This window comes from Herbaspirillum lusitanum (genome assembly GCF_026127345.1).
GTDB lineage: Bacteria > Pseudomonadota > Gammaproteobacteria > Burkholderiales > Burkholderiaceae_D > Herbaspirillum > Herbaspirillum lusitanum.
Genome location: NZ_QXFG01000007.1, coordinates 93193 through 111711 on the forward strand (window position 1 = coordinate 93193; position 18519 = coordinate 111711).

Consider the following 18519-nt stretch of genomic DNA (forward strand, 5'->3'; position numbering starts at 1 on the left):
TTCGCTTCAATGCTTATCTTTTCAGTTCATTCTTCAACCTTGCTGCGGGTGCTCATGGATTTTCTTTTGTTCCTGGTCGATTTCATCGTCCACATCGATCGTCATCTGGCCGAACTGGCCGCGTCCTACGGCCCGTGGCTGTTCCTGATCCTGTTCCTGATCATCTTCGCCGAAACCGGCCTGGTGGTGACACCCATCCTGCCGGGCGACTCGCTGCTGTTCGTGACCGGCGCGATTGCCGCAACCGGCGCCTTCGATATCCACCTGATGGTGCTGACGCTGATCGTTGCGGCGATCAGCGGCGACAGCGTCAATTATCAGATCGGCAAGGCCATCGGCCTGAAGGTGTTCGACAATCCGAATTCGCGCATTTTCAAGCGCGAGTATCTGGACAAGACCCATGCCTTTTATGAACGCCACGGCGGCAAGACCGTGATCATCGCGCGCTTCGCCCCCATCGTGCGCACCTTCGCCCCGTTCGTGGCCGGCGTCGGCGCGATGACGTACACACGCTTCTTTGCGTACAACGTGATCGGCGGCATCTTGTGGGTGGCGAGCTTCGGTTATGCCGGTTACTTTTTCGGCAACCTGCCGGTGGTGAAGCAGAACCTCAGCTTGTTGATCGTGGCGATCGTAGTGTTGTCGATCCTGCCGGGCGTCATCGGTTACCTGCGCCAGCGCATGAAGTCGTTGCGCTGAACTTTCTGAGGTTGATATTGCAGTCGATACTGCAGTCGATAAATTGAAAAAGCCGTTCAGTGATGAACGGCTTTTTTTTGTCCCGCGATGTTGATTGTTTCCGCATCAATACTTCCACAGGATTTCCTGCAAGGTCTGGCGGTCGTTGGTTTTGGTCAGGGCCAGCGCCATCAGGATGCGCGCCTTCTGCGCATTCTGATCGCCCGTGACCAGCCAGTCGAAACGATCGTCCGGCTGCTCGCCGTCCCGGATCACCACGCCGTTGCCGGTGCGCGATGCGCGCACCACATGGATGCCCTTGCTGCGGATGTCCTGCAATACCGGAATGATCTGTTCGGCGACGCTGCCGTTACCGGTGCCGTTGTGGATGATGGCTTTGGCGCCGGCGTTCACCAGCGCTTCATAAGCCACCGGGCTGACATTGCCGTAGTTGTAGACGATGTCGACGCGCGGCAGCGTGCTCAGCTTATCGATGTCGAACTCGCTGGCGACCGTATGCGGGCGCGTCGGCTGGCGATAGAACATGACCTTGCCTTCAATGATCAGGCCGAGCGGACCGTAGGGTGAGCGCAAGGTCTCGAGCTTGAGCGTGTTGCCCATGGTGACGTCGCGAGCGGAATAGATTTCGTCATTCATCGACACCAGCGTGCCTTTGCCGATGGCTTCCTTGCTGGCGGCGACAGCGATCGCATCATGGAAGTTGGCCGAGCCGTCGGAGCCCAGTTGGGTGCTGGCGCGCATGGCGCCGACCAGCACCACCGGCTTGGTGCTCTTCAGCGTCAGGTTCAGGAAATAGGCAGTTTCTTCCATGGTGTCGACACCATGGGTAATGACGATGCCGTCCACATTGGATTTCTTGAGCAATTCGGACACGCGCTTGCCCAGCTTGATGAGCCGCTCGTCAGTGAAATTTTCACTCGGAACCTGGAAAATCTGCTCCCCTGTGACGTGCGCTATTTTCTGGATCTCGGGGACGGCGGCGATCATCCTGTCGACGGGCACCACGGCGGCCTGGAACGCCGGGGAACGAATGCTCGAGATATTGGCGCCGGCGATGGTGCCGCCGGTAGCGAGAACGACGATATGGGGCTTCTCTTGCGCCTGCAGGCAGAGGCAGAACGAGGCAAGAAAAAGAAGCAGGGATCCGGCGAGATGTTTCGGTTGCAGGTGCAGCATGGGCGTCTCCTTGGTGTGGAACAAAGAAAGAAGCGGGGGATGGTCTGTATCGCGCCCGGGTGGGAGCAATGGCCATTGCAGGCCTGCCATTGGTGCATGTCAGCGATGAGCGCTATTCATGGTGCGACTTGAGTTGCCTGTTTGATAACCGGAACAGAGTGGGGAAAACCTGAGAACTCGGGGGATTACCGGCATTGTTGCCAGCCGGCAGCGCAATGAAAAACGCCCGATGGAAGCCATCGGGCGTTGTGCAGACATGGTGCGGCGGCGATCAGCGGCCGCCGGAACCGCCGCGGCCAAATGCCACGGCTAAGGCCTCATCAATACTTCCACAAGATCTTTTGCAGTTCCTTGCTGTCGTTGGTTTTGGTCAGCGCCAGTGCGGTCAGGATGCGTGCTTTTTGCGGATTCTGATCGTCGGTGACAACCCAGTCGAACTTGTCGTCGTTCTGTTCGCCGTTACGGATCACGACGCCGCTGCCGGTGCGTGTTGCGCGGACCACTTGCAGGCCCTTGCTGCGCACTTCCTGCAGGACGGGGACGATCTGCTCGGCGACGCTGCCGTTGCCGGTGCCGTCATGGATGATGGCCTTGGCGCCGGCGGTGACGAAGGCGTCATACGCGGCGCGGCTGACGTTGCCGTAGTTGTAGGCGATGTCGACGCGCGGCAGGCTGTTGATCTTGTCGATGTCGAACTCGGTCTGCGTGGTGTGCGGACGGGCCGGCAAGCGGTAGAACATCAGTTTGCCCTCGACCACATAACCCAGCGGGCCGTATGGCGAGCGGAAGGTTTCAACCTTGAAGGAGTTGGTCTTGGTGACGTCGCGGCCGGAATGGATTTCATCATTCATGACCACCAGCGTGCCCTTGCCGGCAGCGTCCTTGCTGGAGGCGACCAGCACGGCGTCATACAGGTTCAGCGCGCCGTCTGCACCCAGGGCGGTACCCGGACGCATCGAGCCGACCACGACGACAGGCTTGGTGCTCTTGAGAGTCAGGTTCAGGAAGTAGGCGGTTTCCTCGATGGTGTCGGTGCCGTGGGTGATCACGATGCCGTCCACGTCGCTTTGCTTGAGCAGTTCGGAAACGCGCTTGCCCAGTTTCAGCAGACGTTCGTCGTTGAAGCTTTCACTGCCGATCTGGAAAATCTGTTCGCCACGCACGTTGGCGATCTTCGAGATTTCCGGCACGGCGGCGATGATCTTGTCGACCGGGACCACGGCGGATTGATAAGCGGCGGTGTTGACGCTGGATGCGCCCGCGCCGGCGATGGTGCCGCCGGTGCCGATGACGACGACGTTGGCTTTCTTTTCTTGCGCCTGTGCCGACAGCGACATGGCGGCCGACAGCAGCAATACGCCACCGAGTTGTTTCAACTTCAGATGTTGCATAAGGATCTCCTGAGCAATGGATGCAATTGATGCATAGATGGGTCCCGCCATTGCGCCCCTGAACATGCGCGCAACGGCGACATTCGTACCGGTTAGTTTTACGTTATGAAACGGCACGCAAGGATAGTACGGAATAGCGATTGCGAAGTCTTATGCTTTTAAAGCATGGATTTTGAAAGATTATGCGAGGCGTGCATAGGCTTTCAAAAAAACAAAAAATGCGTTAATTATTTAGAAGAATTCGACGATATCGTTGGTCGAAATTTCATTGCTGAGGACGCCCGAAGTAACCAGCTCATCGTAGTAGCAGATGCGGTTGCGACCGTTCTTCTTGGCGTGGTACAGAGCCTGATCGGCATGACCCAGGATCACCACCGGCGTTTCCTGCGAAATGCCGACGAAGCCGAGGCTTACGGTGACCTTGCCGACCTGCGGGAAATCGTATTCCTGCACGTGCTGGCGGAAGCGGTCGAAGATCTTGCTGGCGTCGGCCAGCGTGGTCGAGCGCAGCAGGATCACGAACTCTTCGCCGCCGAAGCGGAAGATGCGATCGTGCGCGCGGAATGAGGTGCGCAGAATATTGGCGACCAGGATCAGCACTTCATCGCCATACAGGTGCCCGAACTGGTCGTTGACTTGCTTGAAATGGTCGATGTCGACCACGGCCAGCCAGTGTGCCTTGGTTTCGCCGCCGTTGCGGCGCTCGTTATTGTCGAGCGAATGTGCTTCATGCGGGGCTAGTGCAAAGGCATGGCGCGAGAATTGTTCGTCGAAGGTCTTGCGATTGAACAGGCCGGTCAGCGCGTCGCGTTCGCTGTAGTCGAGCAGGCTTTGGTAATTGCAGTAGATGCCGAAGATGCCGTCGATCAGTTCCAGCGCCGTGGTGTCGTAGGCGTGCGGATTGCGGATCTCCAGACAGGTGTTGACCTTGCCGTGCAGCCATACCGGCAGCCACAGCACGTGCCAGCCGTCGGCGGCGATTTCGTAGTGTTCATTCTTGTGGTGCCGGATGCATTCGACGATGGCCGAATAATGACTCAGCGGTTCCTTGGGGTCGTCTTCGGTGTGTTCGGCGATGGTGCTCAGATGCCCCTCGTTGAGGTACATCTTTTCTTGCACGAACATCTCTTCGCGAAGCGAAAAGATGTCGAGCACGCGAATTTGTTTGACCTTGGTCAGTTCGTACAGGCCGGTGATCACTGCGCCGGCGAGGCGCGAGTTTTCACGCTGGGCTGTGATATCTACCAGGTTCTTTAGAAGCTGTTTCATCATCCGGATGTCGACTCCTGCTTGAGCACATTATTCTATGTTTAGTGGGTACTCTAAGAACCTGCTTGCGCTTGATCACGCTCGGGAAACATTGCGCGTGAACACCGCCGGCAGGTTTTGATAGGCTTTACCATTCATAGAATGCATAAGAACTTACGCAAGAATCACGCCATGAATCAAGCCATGAAGCAGGGGGATTTTACACGCTGCTCAAAGGAACAGCTATTGAGTTAACGCAAAATCAAAAGGAAAAATTTGCTTTCATTTCCAAGCGGAAATTTTCCCGCGATTTTATGCGCGATGTCCGCACTATATTGGCGTGGCGCGATGCGGTGCGTGTCGTGTCGCGTGGTGCTGCGATGCGCGTGACGGTGATTTTTTTCTCAATGCCGCACTGATTGCTCGGCCAGGAGCCGTCACGGTGCAAACTATTTGAAGCATGCGATGCGCGCTTCTTTCTCGCGCATCGAAAATGTTGCGGCACGGGAAAACAGGAGCGGAAGAGAAGGGGGGAAAGGAAGGGATGCGGCGCAAGCTGTTCGCATTGCGCCGCTGCAAAACGAAGACGATTACAGATAGATGATGGCCAGTGCGACGGCGATGATCAGGCCGAATTTGGTGGCGCGATAGGCATTGCGATTCCAGTTCTTGAACTTGCGGCGGTACTGGCCGGCGAGCCAGACGAAACGGAACAGCTTGTTGATGCGGCCGGTCTGGTCGCCGGTCTCGTTGGGCGAGCTGGCGGCGGTCATCATGGTCTTGCCGAGCCATTTGTTGATGGTCTGGGCCCAGCGATAACGCAGCGGACGTTCGACGTCGCAGAACAGAATGATACGGTTCGTCTCGGCGCCGTTCCGGGCCCAATGGATGAAGGTCTCGTCGAACACCACGCTCTTGCCGTCGCGCCAGCTGTAACGCTGGCCGTCGACTTCGATGAAGCAGCGATCATCGTTCGGCGTGACCAGGCCGAGGTGATAGCGCAGCGAACCGGCGTAGGGATCGCGGTGCGGATTGAGCGTGCCGCCCGGCGCCAGTTCGGCGAACATCGCGGCCTTGACGCACGGGATCTGGCGCAGGATTTCAACGGTCTTGGGACAGAACTGCTCGGCCGACGGATGGCTGGCGTCGTACCACTTCAGGTAGAAGCGTTTCCAGCCGGCCTTGAAGAAGGAATTGAAGCCGGCGTCGTCGTTCTTTTCGGCAGCCTTGATCTTGGAGATGTTCTGCAGGTTGACGGCTTCGGCCTTGATGATTTCCCAGTTGTCGTCGAGCAGGTGCAGGTTCTGGAAACCATTGACTCCAGGATACGGCACGGCCGGCACGCGCGAGAAGGCATACATGAACAGGTTGATCGGCGCCATGATCGAGGAATGGTCGAAGAATTGACGTAAAAAGGGCAATCTCACCTTTCCGCGGAAATGGATGAACAAGATGGAAAACAGATAAATGCCGACAACGACCCACTTCATTGCAATGTCCTCATGTCGATGGCTGCGGCTGCCGCCATCTCGTATAGATACGCAATAGATAAGCGCTCAATGCGCGATATCAATGCTGTAAGAGTTTGATCTGGAAATCGGGCGGATGTGCCGCGATGGATGGGGCTGATTCTACACCAAGCGGTTTGGGGCAGCTTTGAGGGAGATCAGTGAAGAAACGTAAAAAATGCCGACCGGGCCTGGAAAGGAGAACAGGCCGGGTCGACAAGGAGGGGCAAAGCGAGGGGCAAAATGATGATCGGCGGCAAGCAGCGTGTGGCTGCCGCCGACGTATTCGGATTGCGCCGGACTATGCAGGTTGGGTGGAAAGCTTGCCCGGCGCCTTGCGCGGCAGGCCCGTGAAGCCGAAGTCGATCTCCGGTTGACGCCCGGCAATGATTTCGGCGATCGCGCGGCCCGAACCGCAACCCATGGTCCAGCCCAGCGTGCCGTGGCCGGTATTGAGATAGAGATTGCTGAACCTGGTCTTGCCGACGTAAGGAATGTTCGACGGCGTCAGCGGGCGCAGACCGGTCCAATAGACCGGGTTGTCGTAATCGCAACCGTCCGGGAACAATTCACGGGTACGGCGCGTGATGGCGTCGCATCGGGTGGTGTTCAGTTCGCGGGTGTAGCCGTTCAGTTCGCAGGTGCCGGCCACGCGCAGGCGGTCGCCCAGGCGCGACACCACCAGCTTGTAACCGTCGTCGGTCAGCGAGACGGTCGGCGCGGCATCCGGATTGGTGACCTTGTAGGTCGCCGAATAGCCCTTGCCCGGATACAGCAGCAGGTTGATGCCGAGCGGACGCAGCAGCGGCTCCGAGAAGCTGCCCATGGCGACCACGAATGCATCGGCGCGCAGCACCTTGTGGCGGCCCGCGCCATCGATGACTTCAACGCCGGTGATCTTGGCGGCGGCGCCGGCGCCTTCGGTCAGCAGGCGCGTGATGGTGGTGTTGAACTGGAAGTCGACGCCGGCGTTTTCCGCCTTTTGCGCCAGACCGGTGGTGAGCTTGTAGACGTCGCCCGACTCATCGGAGGCGGTGAAATCGCCGCCGACGATCTTGTCGCGGATGCTGGCCAATGCCGGTTCGATCTTGATCACTTCATCGGCGCTGATCGAGTCGCGCTGGCAACCGAGGTCGCGCATCAGCTTGGCGGCCGGCAGCGACAGCTCGAATTCCTTTTCTTCGGTATAGAAGTGCAGGATGCCCTTGTTCAGGTGGTCGTATTGGATGCCGGTTTCGGCGCGCAGTGCCACCAGCGTCTGGCGGCTGTATTCGCACAGCGCGACGATCTGGCGGATGTTGGCGTCGGTGCGCGCAGGCGTGCATTCGCGCAGGAAGCTGACGGCCCATTTCCATTGCAGCCATTCGGGACGGAAGCGATACAGCAGCGGGGCGTCTTCCTTGCCCAGCCATTTCAGGACCTTGAGCGGAGCGGAGGGATTGGCCCATGGCTCGGCGTGCGAAACGGAGATCTGGCAGCCGTTGGCGAAACTGGTTTCCTGGGCGGCGCCCGGCTGGCGGTCGATGACGGTGACGTCGTGACCTTCACGCTTGAGGAACCACGCGGACGCGGTGCCGATGATGCCTGCTCCCAATACGATGACTTTCATCACATTCTCCTTGTTCGATGACAGAGCCCGCGCAAACCAGACAATCCCGATTTGCGCACGCCTCAATGGGTGAAATTGTAAGAAGTAATCGGTTTTTTAGGTAAGCAATCAGCGTGCCTGGATTTCTATTTTTTAATGAATAGGCAGTGATGGTGTTTGAAAAACAAAATATTTTTGTTTAAAACTTAATATTTTGCATTTTCAAATTTTGCCATTTCTTCCGCCAGCGCTTGCGTCACGGTTTCGGCCAGCGCCTGTTCCAGGCTGGCGCGCACACGGGTTTTGAGGATGTCGGCCATGTTGTCGAGGATGACCGCGAGGTGATCCTGCAGATGCTGGTGCAGCACGTTGTCGATCTGGCCCAGCAGGGTCTGCATGACGTTTTCCTGAATGTCCTGGCGGAGTTGGCGCAATTGCTCTGCGCTGGGTTCCGGAGCGAAGGGCTGAGGAGGCAGCGGCGTACTGACCGATACCGGCAGCGGCGCGGCGTCGTAAGTGGGCTGGTATTGCGGCTGGAAGGCCTGGATCGGCTCCGGCTGGAAATGCTGTTGGTAGTCGGGCTGATGATGCGGCTGCTGCGGCTGGGTATCTTCCCACTGCAAGGCCTGCGGCGCCTGGTTTTCCGGCGCGGCGGGCGGGGCGATGACCTCGGTCAGGAGCGGGATGCTGTTGTCGGCGGACGATTGGCTCATGATCTCAGTCAGCGACAAAATGGCTCAGGGGATAACCGCGCTCTTTATAGAAGCGGTAACGATCGCGGCCGGCGGCCTTGTCGGCTTCGTCCGAGGAAATGATTTCGAACATGCGCTCGAAGCGGGCGAAATGTTCCGGCGTATTGCCCGAGAGGTTGATCAGCACGTGATGGTGCGGCAACTCGACGGCTTCGCTGTCGGTCAGGATCACCGGCGTCTGCGCCGCCAGCGGATCGCCGGCATGCACGTGGGGGATGAAGTCCTGTTCCGAGAACGACCACAGCAACTGATCGAGCTGGGTCAGTTCGCCGCGATCGCGGCCGAGCAGCACGATCTTGCACTGCGCGGCGCGCGCCTTGCGCACCAGGCGGCAGGCGTAGGCGAGTTTATTGGGGACGTTGCTGTGGAAATCGATGCGGGTCATGGACGAAGTATAGACATATAGCAGATCGAGGAAAACCCGCAGAGGGAATTAAACCCTCATCGTTCCAGCCGTGGCTGTTCAAACCAACTTTGACGTTAAACCTGTTCACGATCTGTAGCGAGAGGCCGTCAGCCGGTGGCGGACGGAGCGCAGGAACCGGAATGTACTTCAGTACATGAGGATTCCGAGCACCGCCCGACGCCGGATCACGGCCTCGCAGTAAGATCGTGAGCAGGTTTAAGCGGCCATGCCGCTATGGCGCAGCAGAGCGTCGATGCTAGGTTCGCGGCCGCGGAAAGCCTTGAACGACTCGATCGCCGGACGCGAACCGCCGACGGCCAGGATTTCCTTCTGGAAGCGCAGGCCGGTTTCGATCGAGACCACATTGTCGCCCTTGGCCGCGGCTTCTTCAAACGCGCTGTAGGCGTCGGCCGACAAGACTTCCGCCCACTTGTAGCTGTAATAGCCCGCCGCGTAACCGCCGGCAAAGATATGGCTGAACGAATGCTGGAAACGGTTGAATTCCGGCGGACGAATCACGGCGAACTTGTCGCGCACGGCGTTCAGCACCGACTGCACGCTGTCCTTGCCCGAGGCGTCGTAGTCGTAATGGATGTGCATGTCGAACAGCGAGAACTCGACCTGGCGCAGCATCTGCAGGCCGGACTGGAAGTTCTTGGCGGCGGTCATCTTGTCGAACAGTTCGCGCGGCAGCGGTGCGCCGGTGTCGGCGTGGGCGGTCATGTGCTGCAGCACGTCCCATTCCCAGCAGAAGTTTTCCATGAACTGCGACGGCAGTTCGACCGCATCCCATTCCACGCCGGAGATGCCCGACACGCCGACTTCGTCGACCTGGGTGAGCATGTGGTGCAGGCCGTGGCCGGATTCGTGGAACAGCGTGATGACTTCGTCGTGCGTGAACAGCGCAGGTTTCCGCTCTTTCCCCTCCCTGCCGTCGACGGTCATCGGTTCGGTGAAGTTGCAGACCAGGTAAGCGATCGGCGTCTGCACGCCATTGGCGGTCATGCGGCGGGCGCGGGCGTCGTCCATCCAGGCGCCGCCGCGCTTGCCGCTGCGCGCATACAGGTCGAGGTAGAACTGGCCGACCAGCTTGCCGTCGCGTTCGATGCGGAAGAATTTCACGTCCGGATGCCAGACCGGGGCGCTGTCGGGTTTGATGTCGACGTTGAACAGGCGCTGGATGACCTGGAACAGGCCTTCGATCACCTTCGGCTCGGGGAAGTATTGCTTCACTTCCTGCTCGGAGAAGGCGTAGCGCTGTTCGCGCAGCTTTTCGGCGGCGTAGGTCATGTCCCAGGCTTCGATCGTGTCGATGCCGAGCTCTTCCTTGGCGAAGGCGCGCAGTTCTTCCCAGTCCTTTTCGCCATACGAACGCGCGCGGCGGCCCAGGTCTTCGAGGAAGCCGATGACTTCCTGCGGCGACTGCGCCATCTTCGGCACCAGCGATAATTCAGCGAAATTCTTGAAGCCCAGCATCACGGCTTCTTCGTGGCGCAATTGCAGGATTTCCTGCATGTTGGCGGTGTTGTCCCATTCCGGCTTGGCGCCGAGCTCCGAGGCCTTGGTGGCGTTGGCGCGGTAGATCTGCTCGCGCAGGCTGCGGCTGTGTGCGTATTGCAGGATGGGGAAGTAGGACGGGAAATGCAGCGTGAACTTGAAACCCGGCGTCCCGTCTTTTTCGGCGGCGGCGCGCGCGGCTTGCTTGACGTCATCCGGCAGGCCGGCCAGGTCAGTTTCGTTTTCAACGAACAGGCCGAAGTCGTTGGTGGCGTCGAGGATGTTTTCCGAGAAGCGGGTGGTCAGCGCGGCCGATTTTTCCTGGATTTCGGCGAAGCGTTCCTTCTGGTCGTCAGGCAACTCGGCGCCCGACAGGCGGAAGTCGCGCACGGCGTTGTCGATGACCTTCTTGCGTGCGCCCGACAGCGAGGCGTATTCCGGGCCGGTCTGCACCGCCTTGTATTTTTCGAACAGCGCCAGGTTCTGGCCCAGCGCGGTCCAGAACTCGACCAGGCGGGGCTGGTTTTCGTTGTAGGCGGCGCGCAGTTCCGGCGTGTCCATCACCGAATTCAGATGACCGACGATGCTCCAGGCGCGGCCCAGTTGCTCGGTGGCGTTTTCCAGCGGCTCGACGAAGTTGGCCCAGGTGACTTGCGCCATCGGCGCTTCCAGCGCGGTGACCAATGTGCTTGCCTTGGCCAGCAGGGCGTCGACGGCGGGCGTGACATGTTCGGGCTTGATGGCGTCGAAACGCGCCAGGCCGGAGAAGTCCAGCAGCGGGTTGTTGCCGGGAGTGATCGTAGTATCTGCAGTAATGGTGGTGGTCATGGGACTCAGGTTCTTTCAGCAGCTTCAATAGTGTTGACCAGCAACATGGTGATGGTCATCGGCCCCACGCCGCCGGGCACGGGGGTGATGTAACCTGCGACTTCCTTTGCATTGGCGAAATCCACATCGCCGCACAATTTGCCGTTATCGTCGCGGTTCATGCCGACATCGATGACGACGGCGCCGGGTTTGACCATGTCGGCGGTGACGATGTTGCGTTTGCCGGTGGCTACCACCAGAATATCTGCCTGGCGCGTATGGTGGCCCAGATCGCGGGTCTTGGAATTACAGATAGTGACGGTTGCCCCGGCTTGCAAGAGCAACATGGCCTGCGGCTTGCCGACGATGTTGGAGGCGCCGACCACCACGGCGTTGGCGCCGCGCACCGGATAATCGATGGATTCCAGCATTTTCATCACGCCGTAAGGCGTACAGGGGCGGAACAGCGGCTGGCCGGTCATCAGCAGGCCTGCGTTGCTGACGTGGAAACCGTCGACGTCCTTGTCGGCGGCAATGGCTTCGATCACCTTGTTGGCGTCGATGTGCGTCGGCAGCGGCAATTGCACCAGGATGCCATTGATCTTCGGGTCCTTGTTGAGTGCATCGATGCGCGCCAGCAACTCGGCTTCGGTCAGCGCGGCGTCGTATTTTTCCAGCACCGAGTGCAGGCCGTTGTCTTCACAGGCCTTGACCTTGTTGCGCACGTAGACCTGCGAGGCCGGGCTGTCGCCGACCAGGATCACGGCCAGGCCGGGCTGTTTGCCCTTGGCGGTGAGGGCGGCGGCGCGTTTGGCGACGTCGGCGCGCAATTGTTGGGAGAGCAGGTTACCGTCGATAAGTTGTGCTGGCATGGTGGCTGGGACTGGAAAAGAGGGAAAATAAAGCGTCATTATAAGGGGCCTTGCCCTCGGCGGTCGCGACGGCTTGGGCAGGCGGGATGCGAGTCCTTGCCGCCGATTTCGGCGTCGTGGTGTCGGACGACGCTGATTTTAATTTTCGGTTATGCTCCGCCAACCAATCGAATTGAGTGACATCTGAGGACCTTGCATGACCGATCTGCTGACCCGCCGCCTAGCCCTTTTTGCCAGCCCGGAAAACCGTGCGCTGCTCGGTCGTGGCCTGCGCGGCGTGGAACGGGAGACTTTGCGCGTGACTCCGGACGGACAGCTGGCGACCACGCCGCATCCGGCCGTGCTGGGCTCGGCCCTGACCAATGAGCAGATCACCACCGACTATTCGGAATCCCTGCTGGAATTCATCACCCCGGCTACACACGACATTGCCGATGCACTGCGGCGGCTCGATGAAATCCACCGTTTCGTGCACGCCAACCTGAACGGCGAACTGCTGTGGAACCAGTCCATGCCCGGCGTGCTGCCGCCTGAAGAAGACATCCCCATCGCCTGGTACGGCACCTCGCATATCGGCACGCTGAAACACGTGTACCGCCGCGGCCTGGCGCTGCGCTACGGCAAGACCATGCAATGCATCGCCGGCATCCATTACAACTTCTCGCTCAGCGAAGATGTCTGGAAGCTGTTGCGCGAGCTGGACGATCGCGAGCAAAACGTCGAGCCGTCGTTCTCGGCGCGCGACTACCAGTCGGAAAGCTACATCGCGCTGATCCGCAACTTCCGCCGCTACAGCTGGCTGCTGATGTACCTGTTCGGCGCTTCGCCGGCGCTGGCGACAAACTTCCTGCGCGGCCGTCCGCACCAGTTGGAGACGCTCAGCGACGACACGCTCTACCTGCCGTACGCCACCAGCCTGCGCATGAGCGACCTCGGCTACCAAAGCAACGCCCAGGCCAACATCACGCCGCACTACAACAACCTGCACAGCTATATCAGAAGCCTGTCGCAGGCGGTCAGCCAGCCGTACCCCGCGTACGAAGAACTCGGCACCAAGCGCGACGGCGAGTGGATCCAGATCAACACCAATATCCTGCAGATCGAAAACGAGTTCTATTCGACGATCCGTCCCAAGCGCGTGATCTATAGCGGCGAACGGCCGGTACAGGCGCTGGCGGCGCGCGGCGTGCAGTACGTCGAAGTGCGCTGCATGGACATCGATCCGTTCGAGCCGCTCGGCGTGAGCCTGAAGGCATCGCGCTTCCTCGACGTGTTCCTGCATTTCATCGCGTTTGAAGAGAGCTCGCTGACCTCCGACGAGAGCGGCGCCGAAAGCCGTTGCAACTTCGCGCGCGTGGTCAAGGAAGGCCGTCGTCCGGGTTTGCAGCTGGAACAGGAAGGCAAGCCGGTCGGCTTGCAGGACTGGGGACTGTCGCTGCTGGAGCGTATGCAGCCGATCGCCGACTTGCTCGACGCGCAGGCCGGTGGTTCCGAGCATGTGCAGGCGCTGCAGGCGCAACGCGAGAAGCTGCGCGATGCCGAGCTGACGCCGTCGGCGCGCGTGCTGCGTGAAGTGCGCGCGGCCGGTAATTCATTCGCCGCTTTCGCTCTGAACTTGAGCAAGGCGCAGGCGGCGGAGTTCCTGGCGCGCCCGCTGAACGCGGAGCAAACCGCAGAATTCGTCGCTACCGCCGCTACGTCGATCGAGAATCAACAATCGATCGAGCGCACCCAGATCGGCGATTTCGATACCTTCGTCGCCGCTTACCGGGCCAGTACGCTGGGTAATATCAGCGTCTGATTCTGCGCTTGAACGAAGTTCTTGCTTGAATAAATTCTATCGGCAGGCAATCATTTTCTGATTGTTTGCCGTCTTCGCCTTGTGCGTCCACCAGCGCGTCAAAAGCGGCATCCTTTTCGCGTATATTCCGCCCGATTCTTCTCATGAGCGGGGGCGGCGATGATGGCGACCAAGATACTTTCTGCATGTTTTTTCTGCGTCCTTGGCGCTCTCGGCATTCTTGCCTCGCCCGGCGCGGCCGGCGCGCAAGACCTGCTTGAGGTGGTCAAGGCGCGCGGTGTGTTGCGCGTGGCGTTGGAGGGTACTTATCCACCCTTCAATTTCAAGGACCGCAAGACCGGAGAACTGACCGGCTTCGACGTCGAATTCGCCCGTGCGCTGGCCGGACGGCTCGGACTGCGCGCCGACTTTGTCGCCACCGAATGGGTCGGCATCCTGGCCGGACTGCAAGTGGGCAAGTACGACGCCATCATTTCGCAGGTCACGATGACGCCCAGGCGCGAGGCGGAATTCGACTTCTCGATTCCCTATACCTATTCGAGCGCACAGCTGATCCAGCGCCTGGACGACAAGAACGACTACCGCAGCATCGCCGGCCTGAAAGGCAAGGCCGTCGGCGTCGGCCAGGGCAGCAGCTACGCCGAAACACTCAACGCCGCCGGCGGCATCAACGTCAAGACTTACGTCTCTGCGCCGCTGAACCTGCAGGATCTTGCCAACGGCCGCCTCGACGCAGCGCTCAACGACCGCCTGCTGGTGCCTTACATGATTCGGGAAACGCGTCTGCCGCTGCGCGCCGCCGGCGTCATCGGCGATCCCCAGAAGCAGGGCATTCCGTTCAAAAAGAACAATCCCAAATTCAAGGCCGCCATGGACGCCGCCATCGCCGACATGATCCGCGACGGCAGTTACGCACGCATCTCGCAAAAATGGTTCGGCCTGGATGCGTCCAGGCCGGCCGTGCAATAGCGATCCGCATGGCCGACCTGTTCGCCGCGCTGGCCGACTCCGGCAACCTGATTCTGCTGGGGACACTGTATACAGTGCTGTACGCAATCCTGGGCATGATGTTCGGTTTGCCGCTCGGCATGCTGGTCACCTTCATCCGGCATGAGCGCGTGCCGGTGCTGGCGGCCGTGGCGAATGTCTATGTCAGTTTCATGCGCAGTACGCCGCAACTGATCCAGGCTTTCCTGGTCTATTTCGGGCTGGGCGCCGCCGGCGTCGAACTGCCGCTGATCGTGATCGGCACGCTGGTGTTGACCGCCAACGCCGGGGCCTATCTTTCCGAAACCATGCGTGGTGCGATGGAAGGCGTCAGTGCGGGGCAGTGGAGCGCGGGATACAGTCTCGGCCTGACGCGCTTCCAGACCATTTGTCACATCGTCATGCCGCAGGCGCTGCGGCTGGCGATACCCGGCATCAGCAATACCCTCATCAGCCTTTTCAAGGACACCTCGGTGCTGTCGGTGATCACCGTCGCCGAACTCATGAAGTACACGGGCGACATCATTTCGGTGACGTTCCGGCCATTTACCTTTTATCTGCTGGCGGCCGGTATTTACTGGACGCTGTGCCTTTTATATGAGTACGGCATCCATCGCCGCGTCGAAGCGCGCTTCAAAAAGGCTTACCGGCCGGCACAGTGAGCTTGCATGAGCGGATCGCAAGCTGCTTTCGACGCACTGCAGCAAGCGTTTTTTGGGCGATTGCCCGAAGGTGGTCAAAAACACCACCCGGGAGAGTGAGTGTTTATGCCGCTTTGCAGCAATTTCCCATAATATGAAATCAAATATCGCTATTTGAAAATTAAAAAAGCCCTGTTAAAATGCCTCGTCCACGCGGCGCAAAGACCGTAAAGTATTGGCATAAAGAATCCAAAAAAAAACGTGTTACGGCGTATTTGCAGCTTGAACAAGCGCCGTAGTGCAGCTTAACGATCCGGCCTCCCCGCCGATCCCCTTCAACTCAGGAGACGTACCATGTCAGCCCAAATCGACCAAGTCCTGGCGCAAGCCGCCAACGATCCCGATGTGATTGAAACGCAAGAGTGGCTCGACGCCCTCGAAGCCGTGATCGAAGCCGAAGGCCCTGAACGCGCACACTACCTGATGGAGCGCATGGTCGATCTGGCCCGCCGCCGCGGCGCCCACATCCCGTTCTCCAGCAATACCGCCTACGTCAACACCATTCCTGCCGATCAGGGCGAACACTGCCCCGGCAACCTGGAAATCGAAGAACGCCTGCGCTCGTGGATGCGCTGGAACGCCATGGCGATGGTGGTCAAGGCCAACCGCGTCGACGGCGACCTGGGTGGCCACTTGTCCTCGTTTGCCTCGCTGGCGAACATGCTGGGCATCGGCTTCAACCACTTCTGGCACGCCCCGACCGAAGACCACGGCGGCGACCTGCTGTACATCCAGGGCCATTCCTCGCCAGGCATTTATGCCCGCGCATTCCTGGAGGGCCGCCTGACTGAAGACCAACTGATCCACTTCCGCCGCGAAGCCGACGGCCACGGCCTGTCGTCGTATCCGCATCCGAAGCTGATGCCTGAGTTCTGGCAGTTCCCGACCGTGTCGATGGGCCTGGGCCCGCTGATGGCGATTTACCAGGCGCGTTTCCTGAAATACCTGCACGCACGCGGCATCGCCAAGACTGACAACCGCAAGGTCTGGGCCTTCTGCGGCGACGGTGAAATGGACGAGCCGGAATCGATGGGCGCCATCGGCATGGCCGGCCGTGAAAAGCTGAACAACCTGGTCATCGTGGTCAACTGCAACCTGCAACGCCTGGACGGTCCGGTGCGCGGCAACGGGAAGATCATCCAGGAGCTGGAGTCCGATTTCCGCGGCGCCGGCTGGAATGTCGTCAAGGTCATCTGGGGCAGCGGCTGGGACGAGCTGCTGGCCAAGGACAAGGAAGGCATCCTGCAAAAAGTGATGATGGAAACCGTCGACGGCGAATATCAGAACTACAAGGCCAAGGACGGCGCGTTCGTACGCAAGCACTTCTTCGGCAAGCATCCGAAGCTGCTGGAAATGGTCAGCAAGATGTCCGACGACGACATCTGGCGCCTGACCCGCGGCGGCCACGATCCGCACAAGATCTACGCAGCGTTCAAGGTTGCGCAGGACAGCAAGGATCAACCGACCGTCATCCTGGCCAAGTCCATCAAGGGCTATGGTTTCGGTAAATCCGGCGAAGCACGCAACACCGCACACAACACCAAGAAACTGGACGACGAAGCCATCAAGGCCATGCGCGACCGTTTCCAACTGCCGATCTCCGACGCCGACTTGCCGAGCATTCCGTTCTTCAAGCCGTCCGAAGACACGCCGGAAATGCAATACCTGCACGAGCGCCGCAAAGCGCTGGGCGGCTATCTGCCGCAACGCCGTCCGCAAGCTGACGAAAAACTGGTGGTGCCTGAACTGTCGGCATTCCAGGTCATGCTGGAACCGACCGCCGAAGGCCGTGAAATCTCGACCACCGCAGCGTACTCGCGCGTGCTGACCGCGCTGCTGCGCGACAGCAGCCTGGGCCAGCGCGTGGTGCCGATCATGGTCGACGAATCGCGCACGTTCGGCATGGAAGGCCTGTTCCGCCAGATCGGCATCTTCAGCCAGGTCGGTCAGCTGTACGAACCGGTCGACAAGGACCAGGTCATGTATTACCGCGAAGACAAGGCCGGCCAGATTCTGCAAGAAGGCATCAATGAAGCGGGCGGCATGAGCTCGTGGATCGCTGCGGCGACCTCGTACTCGACCAACAACCGCATCATGATTCCGTTCTACACGTATTACTCGATGTTCGGCCTGCAACGTATCGGCGATCTGGCCTGGGCTGCCGGCGACATGCGCGCCCGCGGCTTCCTGATCGGCGGCACCGCCGGCCGCACCACACTGAACGGCGAAGGCCTGCAGCACGAAGACGGCCACAGCCACGTGTTTGCTTCGGCAATCCCGAACTGCGTGCCTTACGATCCGACCTTCGCCCACGAAGTCGCCGTGATCATCCATGACGGCCTGCGCCGCATGGTCGGCAACCAGGAAGACGTGTTCTATTACATCACCGTGATGAACGAGAACTACGCTCACCCCGGCATCAAGCCAGGCCAGGAAGAGGGCATCATCAAGGGCCTGTACCTGTTGAACGAAGGCGGCAAGAAGAACAAGCTGCGCGTGCAACTGCTGGGCTCCGGCACTATCCTGCGCGAAGTCATCGCCGCCGCCGATCTGCTGCGCGACGACTGGAAGGTCGACGCCGACGTCTGGTCCGCACCGTCGTTCACGCTGCTGGCGCGCGACGGCCAGGATTCGGAACGCTGGAACATGCTGCATCCGGCCGAAGCTGCCCGCAAGAGCCACTTCGAGCAATCGATGGAAGGCACCGAAGGCCCGATCGTGGTGTCGACCGACTACATGCGCACCTACGCCGAGCAAGTCCGCGCCTTCGTACCGAAGGGCCGTACTTACAAGGTGCTGGGCACCGACGGTTACGGCCGTTCCGACACCCGCGCCAAGCTGCGCGAATTCTTCGAAGTCGACCGTCACTATGTGACCGTGGCTGCGCTGAAGTCGCTGGCGGACGAAGGCAAGATCAAGCCTTCCGTGGTTGCCGAAGCGATCGCCAAATACGGCATCAATCCGGAAAAACCGAATCCAGTGACCCAATAATTCGGGAATCTGCGGGACCTGAACCATCAGCGAGGCGGCTTGTCATGACATACTGATGTCGGCAGGCCGCCTTCAACATGTGGACACAATTTCCG

The 18519-nt window shown here is 59.8% G+C and carries 14 protein-coding genes and 1 other RNA gene; 5 read left to right on the plus strand and 10 right to left on the minus strand.

What is annotated here, in order from left to right; genetic code table 11:
* Positions 1 to 54: 54 nt before the first annotated feature.
* The gene (locus tag DXT88_RS07850; protein ID WP_016835575.1) at positions 55 to 699 is read left to right on the plus strand and encodes a DedA family protein; all 645 of its coding nucleotides are present in this window, start codon (positions 55 to 57) and stop codon (positions 697 to 699) included.
* Between the two features lie 105 nt (positions 700 to 804).
* Here DXT88_RS07850 and DXT88_RS07855 read toward each other — a convergent pair whose 3' ends face one another.
* The 10 genes from DXT88_RS07855 to folD all read right to left on the minus strand — a co-directional run bounded on the left by DXT88_RS07855 (position 805) and on the right by folD (position 11944).
* The gene (locus DXT88_RS07855; RefSeq protein ID WP_265212464.1) at positions 805 to 1875 is read right to left on the minus strand and encodes an asparaginase; all 1071 of its coding nucleotides are present in this window, start codon (positions 1873 to 1875) and stop codon (positions 805 to 807) included.
* Positions 1876 to 2195: 320 nt separating this feature from the next.
* On the minus strand, positions 2196 to 3266 hold the full coding sequence (locus DXT88_RS07860; protein ID WP_407649281.1) for an asparaginase: 1071 nt from the start codon (positions 3264 to 3266) through the stop codon (positions 2196 to 2198).
* Between the two features lie 231 nt (positions 3267 to 3497).
* Positions 3498 to 4538: a GGDEF domain-containing protein gene (locus DXT88_RS07865; protein ID WP_016835571.1), complete on the minus strand. Its 1041-nt coding sequence runs from the start codon at positions 4536 to 4538 to the stop codon at positions 3498 to 3500.
* A 566-nt stretch (positions 4539 to 5104) separates the two neighbouring features.
* A complete protein-coding gene (gene lpxO, locus DXT88_RS07870) occupies positions 5105 to 6004 on the minus strand; it encodes a lipid A hydroxylase LpxO (RefSeq protein WP_265212469.1) in 900 nt (299 codons plus the stop codon).
* A 319-nt stretch (positions 6005 to 6323) separates the two neighbouring features.
* Complete coding sequence (locus DXT88_RS07875) at positions 6324 to 7631, minus strand: D-amino acid dehydrogenase (protein WP_265212471.1); 1308 nt, start codon at positions 7629 to 7631, stop codon at positions 6324 to 6326.
* 185 nt (positions 7632 to 7816) lie between these two features.
* Positions 7817 to 8323 carry a hypothetical protein gene (locus DXT88_RS07880; RefSeq protein ID WP_265212473.1) on the minus strand — a complete coding sequence of 169 codons (507 nt, stop codon included), beginning with the start codon at positions 8321 to 8323 and terminating at the stop codon, positions 7817 to 7819.
* A 4-nt stretch (positions 8324 to 8327) separates the two neighbouring features.
* Positions 8328 to 8747, minus strand: coding sequence for a DNA polymerase III subunit chi (locus tag DXT88_RS07885; RefSeq protein ID WP_265212475.1), 420 nt, complete (start codon positions 8745 to 8747; stop codon positions 8328 to 8330).
* 102 nt (positions 8748 to 8849) lie between these two features.
* Positions 8850 to 8924: non-coding RNA, sX9 sRNA (locus DXT88_RS07890), on the minus strand.
* Positions 8925 to 8984: 60 nt separating this feature from the next.
* Positions 8985 to 11093, minus strand: coding sequence for a M3 family metallopeptidase (locus DXT88_RS07895; protein WP_265212476.1), 2109 nt, complete (start codon positions 11091 to 11093; stop codon positions 8985 to 8987).
* A 5-nt stretch (positions 11094 to 11098) separates the two neighbouring features.
* Positions 11099 to 11944: a bifunctional methylenetetrahydrofolate dehydrogenase/methenyltetrahydrofolate cyclohydrolase FolD gene (gene folD, locus DXT88_RS07900; protein WP_265212478.1), complete on the minus strand. Its 846-nt coding sequence runs from the start codon at positions 11942 to 11944 to the stop codon at positions 11099 to 11101.
* Positions 11945 to 12140: 196 nt separating this feature from the next.
* Between folD and gshA the strand changes: the two genes are divergently transcribed.
* From gshA to aceE, 4 genes are all read left to right on the plus strand, one after another.
* Positions 12141 to 13745, plus strand: coding sequence for a glutamate--cysteine ligase (gshA, locus tag DXT88_RS07905; protein ID WP_265212480.1), 1605 nt, complete (start codon positions 12141 to 12143; stop codon positions 13743 to 13745).
* Between the two features lie 162 nt (positions 13746 to 13907).
* Positions 13908 to 14714, plus strand: coding sequence for a transporter substrate-binding domain-containing protein (locus DXT88_RS07910; protein ID WP_265212647.1), 807 nt, complete (start codon positions 13908 to 13910; stop codon positions 14712 to 14714).
* An 8-nt stretch (positions 14715 to 14722) separates the two neighbouring features.
* Positions 14723 to 15394 carry an amino acid ABC transporter permease gene (locus DXT88_RS07915; protein WP_265212482.1) on the plus strand — a complete coding sequence of 224 codons (672 nt, stop codon included), beginning with the start codon at positions 14723 to 14725 and terminating at the stop codon, positions 15392 to 15394.
* A 333-nt stretch (positions 15395 to 15727) separates the two neighbouring features.
* Positions 15728 to 18424 (plus strand): pyruvate dehydrogenase (acetyl-transferring), homodimeric type, encoded by a 2697-nt coding sequence (aceE, locus tag DXT88_RS07920; RefSeq protein WP_016835561.1) that lies wholly within the window; start codon positions 15728 to 15730, stop codon positions 18422 to 18424.
* Positions 18425 to 18519 lie beyond the last annotated feature (95 nt).

Coding starts and splice junctions, on each gene's coding strand:
- DXT88_RS07855 (WP_265212464.1), bottom strand. CDS start 1,875: ATGCTGCACCTGCAACCGAAACATCTCGCCGGATCCCTGCTTCTTTTT.
- DXT88_RS07895 (WP_265212476.1), bottom strand. CDS start 11,093: ATGACCACCACCATTACTGCAGATACTACGATCACTCCCGGCAACAAC.
- folD (WP_265212478.1), bottom strand. CDS start 11,944: ATGCCAGCACAACTTATCGACGGTAACCTGCTCTCCCAACAATTGCGC.
- DXT88_RS07880 (WP_265212473.1), bottom strand. CDS start 8,323: ATGAGCCAATCGTCCGCCGACAACAGCATCCCGCTCCTGACCGAGGTC.
- lpxO (WP_265212469.1), bottom strand. CDS start 6,004: ATGAAGTGGGTCGTTGTCGGCATTTATCTGTTTTCCATCTTGTTCATC.
- DXT88_RS07860 (WP_407649281.1), bottom strand. CDS start 3,266: ATGCAACATCTGAAGTTGAAACAACTCGGTGGCGTATTGCTGCTGTCG.
- DXT88_RS07875 (WP_265212471.1), bottom strand. CDS start 7,631: ATGAAAGTCATCGTATTGGGAGCAGGCATCATCGGCACCGCGTCCGCG.
- DXT88_RS07865 (WP_016835571.1), bottom strand. CDS start 4,538: ATGATGAAACAGCTTCTAAAGAACCTGGTAGATATCACAGCCCAGCGT.
- DXT88_RS07910 (WP_265212647.1), top strand. CDS start 13,908: ATGGCGACCAAGATACTTTCTGCATGTTTTTTCTGCGTCCTTGGCGCT.
- DXT88_RS07850 (WP_016835575.1), top strand. CDS start 55: ATGGATTTTCTTTTGTTCCTGGTCGATTTCATCGTCCACATCGATCGT.
- DXT88_RS07915 (WP_265212482.1), top strand. CDS start 14,723: ATGGCCGACCTGTTCGCCGCGCTGGCCGACTCCGGCAACCTGATTCTG.
- gshA (WP_265212480.1), top strand. CDS start 12,141: ATGACCGATCTGCTGACCCGCCGCCTAGCCCTTTTTGCCAGCCCGGAA.
- DXT88_RS07885 (WP_265212475.1), bottom strand. CDS start 8,747: ATGACCCGCATCGATTTCCACAGCAACGTCCCCAATAAACTCGCCTAC.
- aceE (WP_016835561.1), top strand. CDS start 15,728: ATGTCAGCCCAAATCGACCAAGTCCTGGCGCAAGCCGCCAACGATCCC.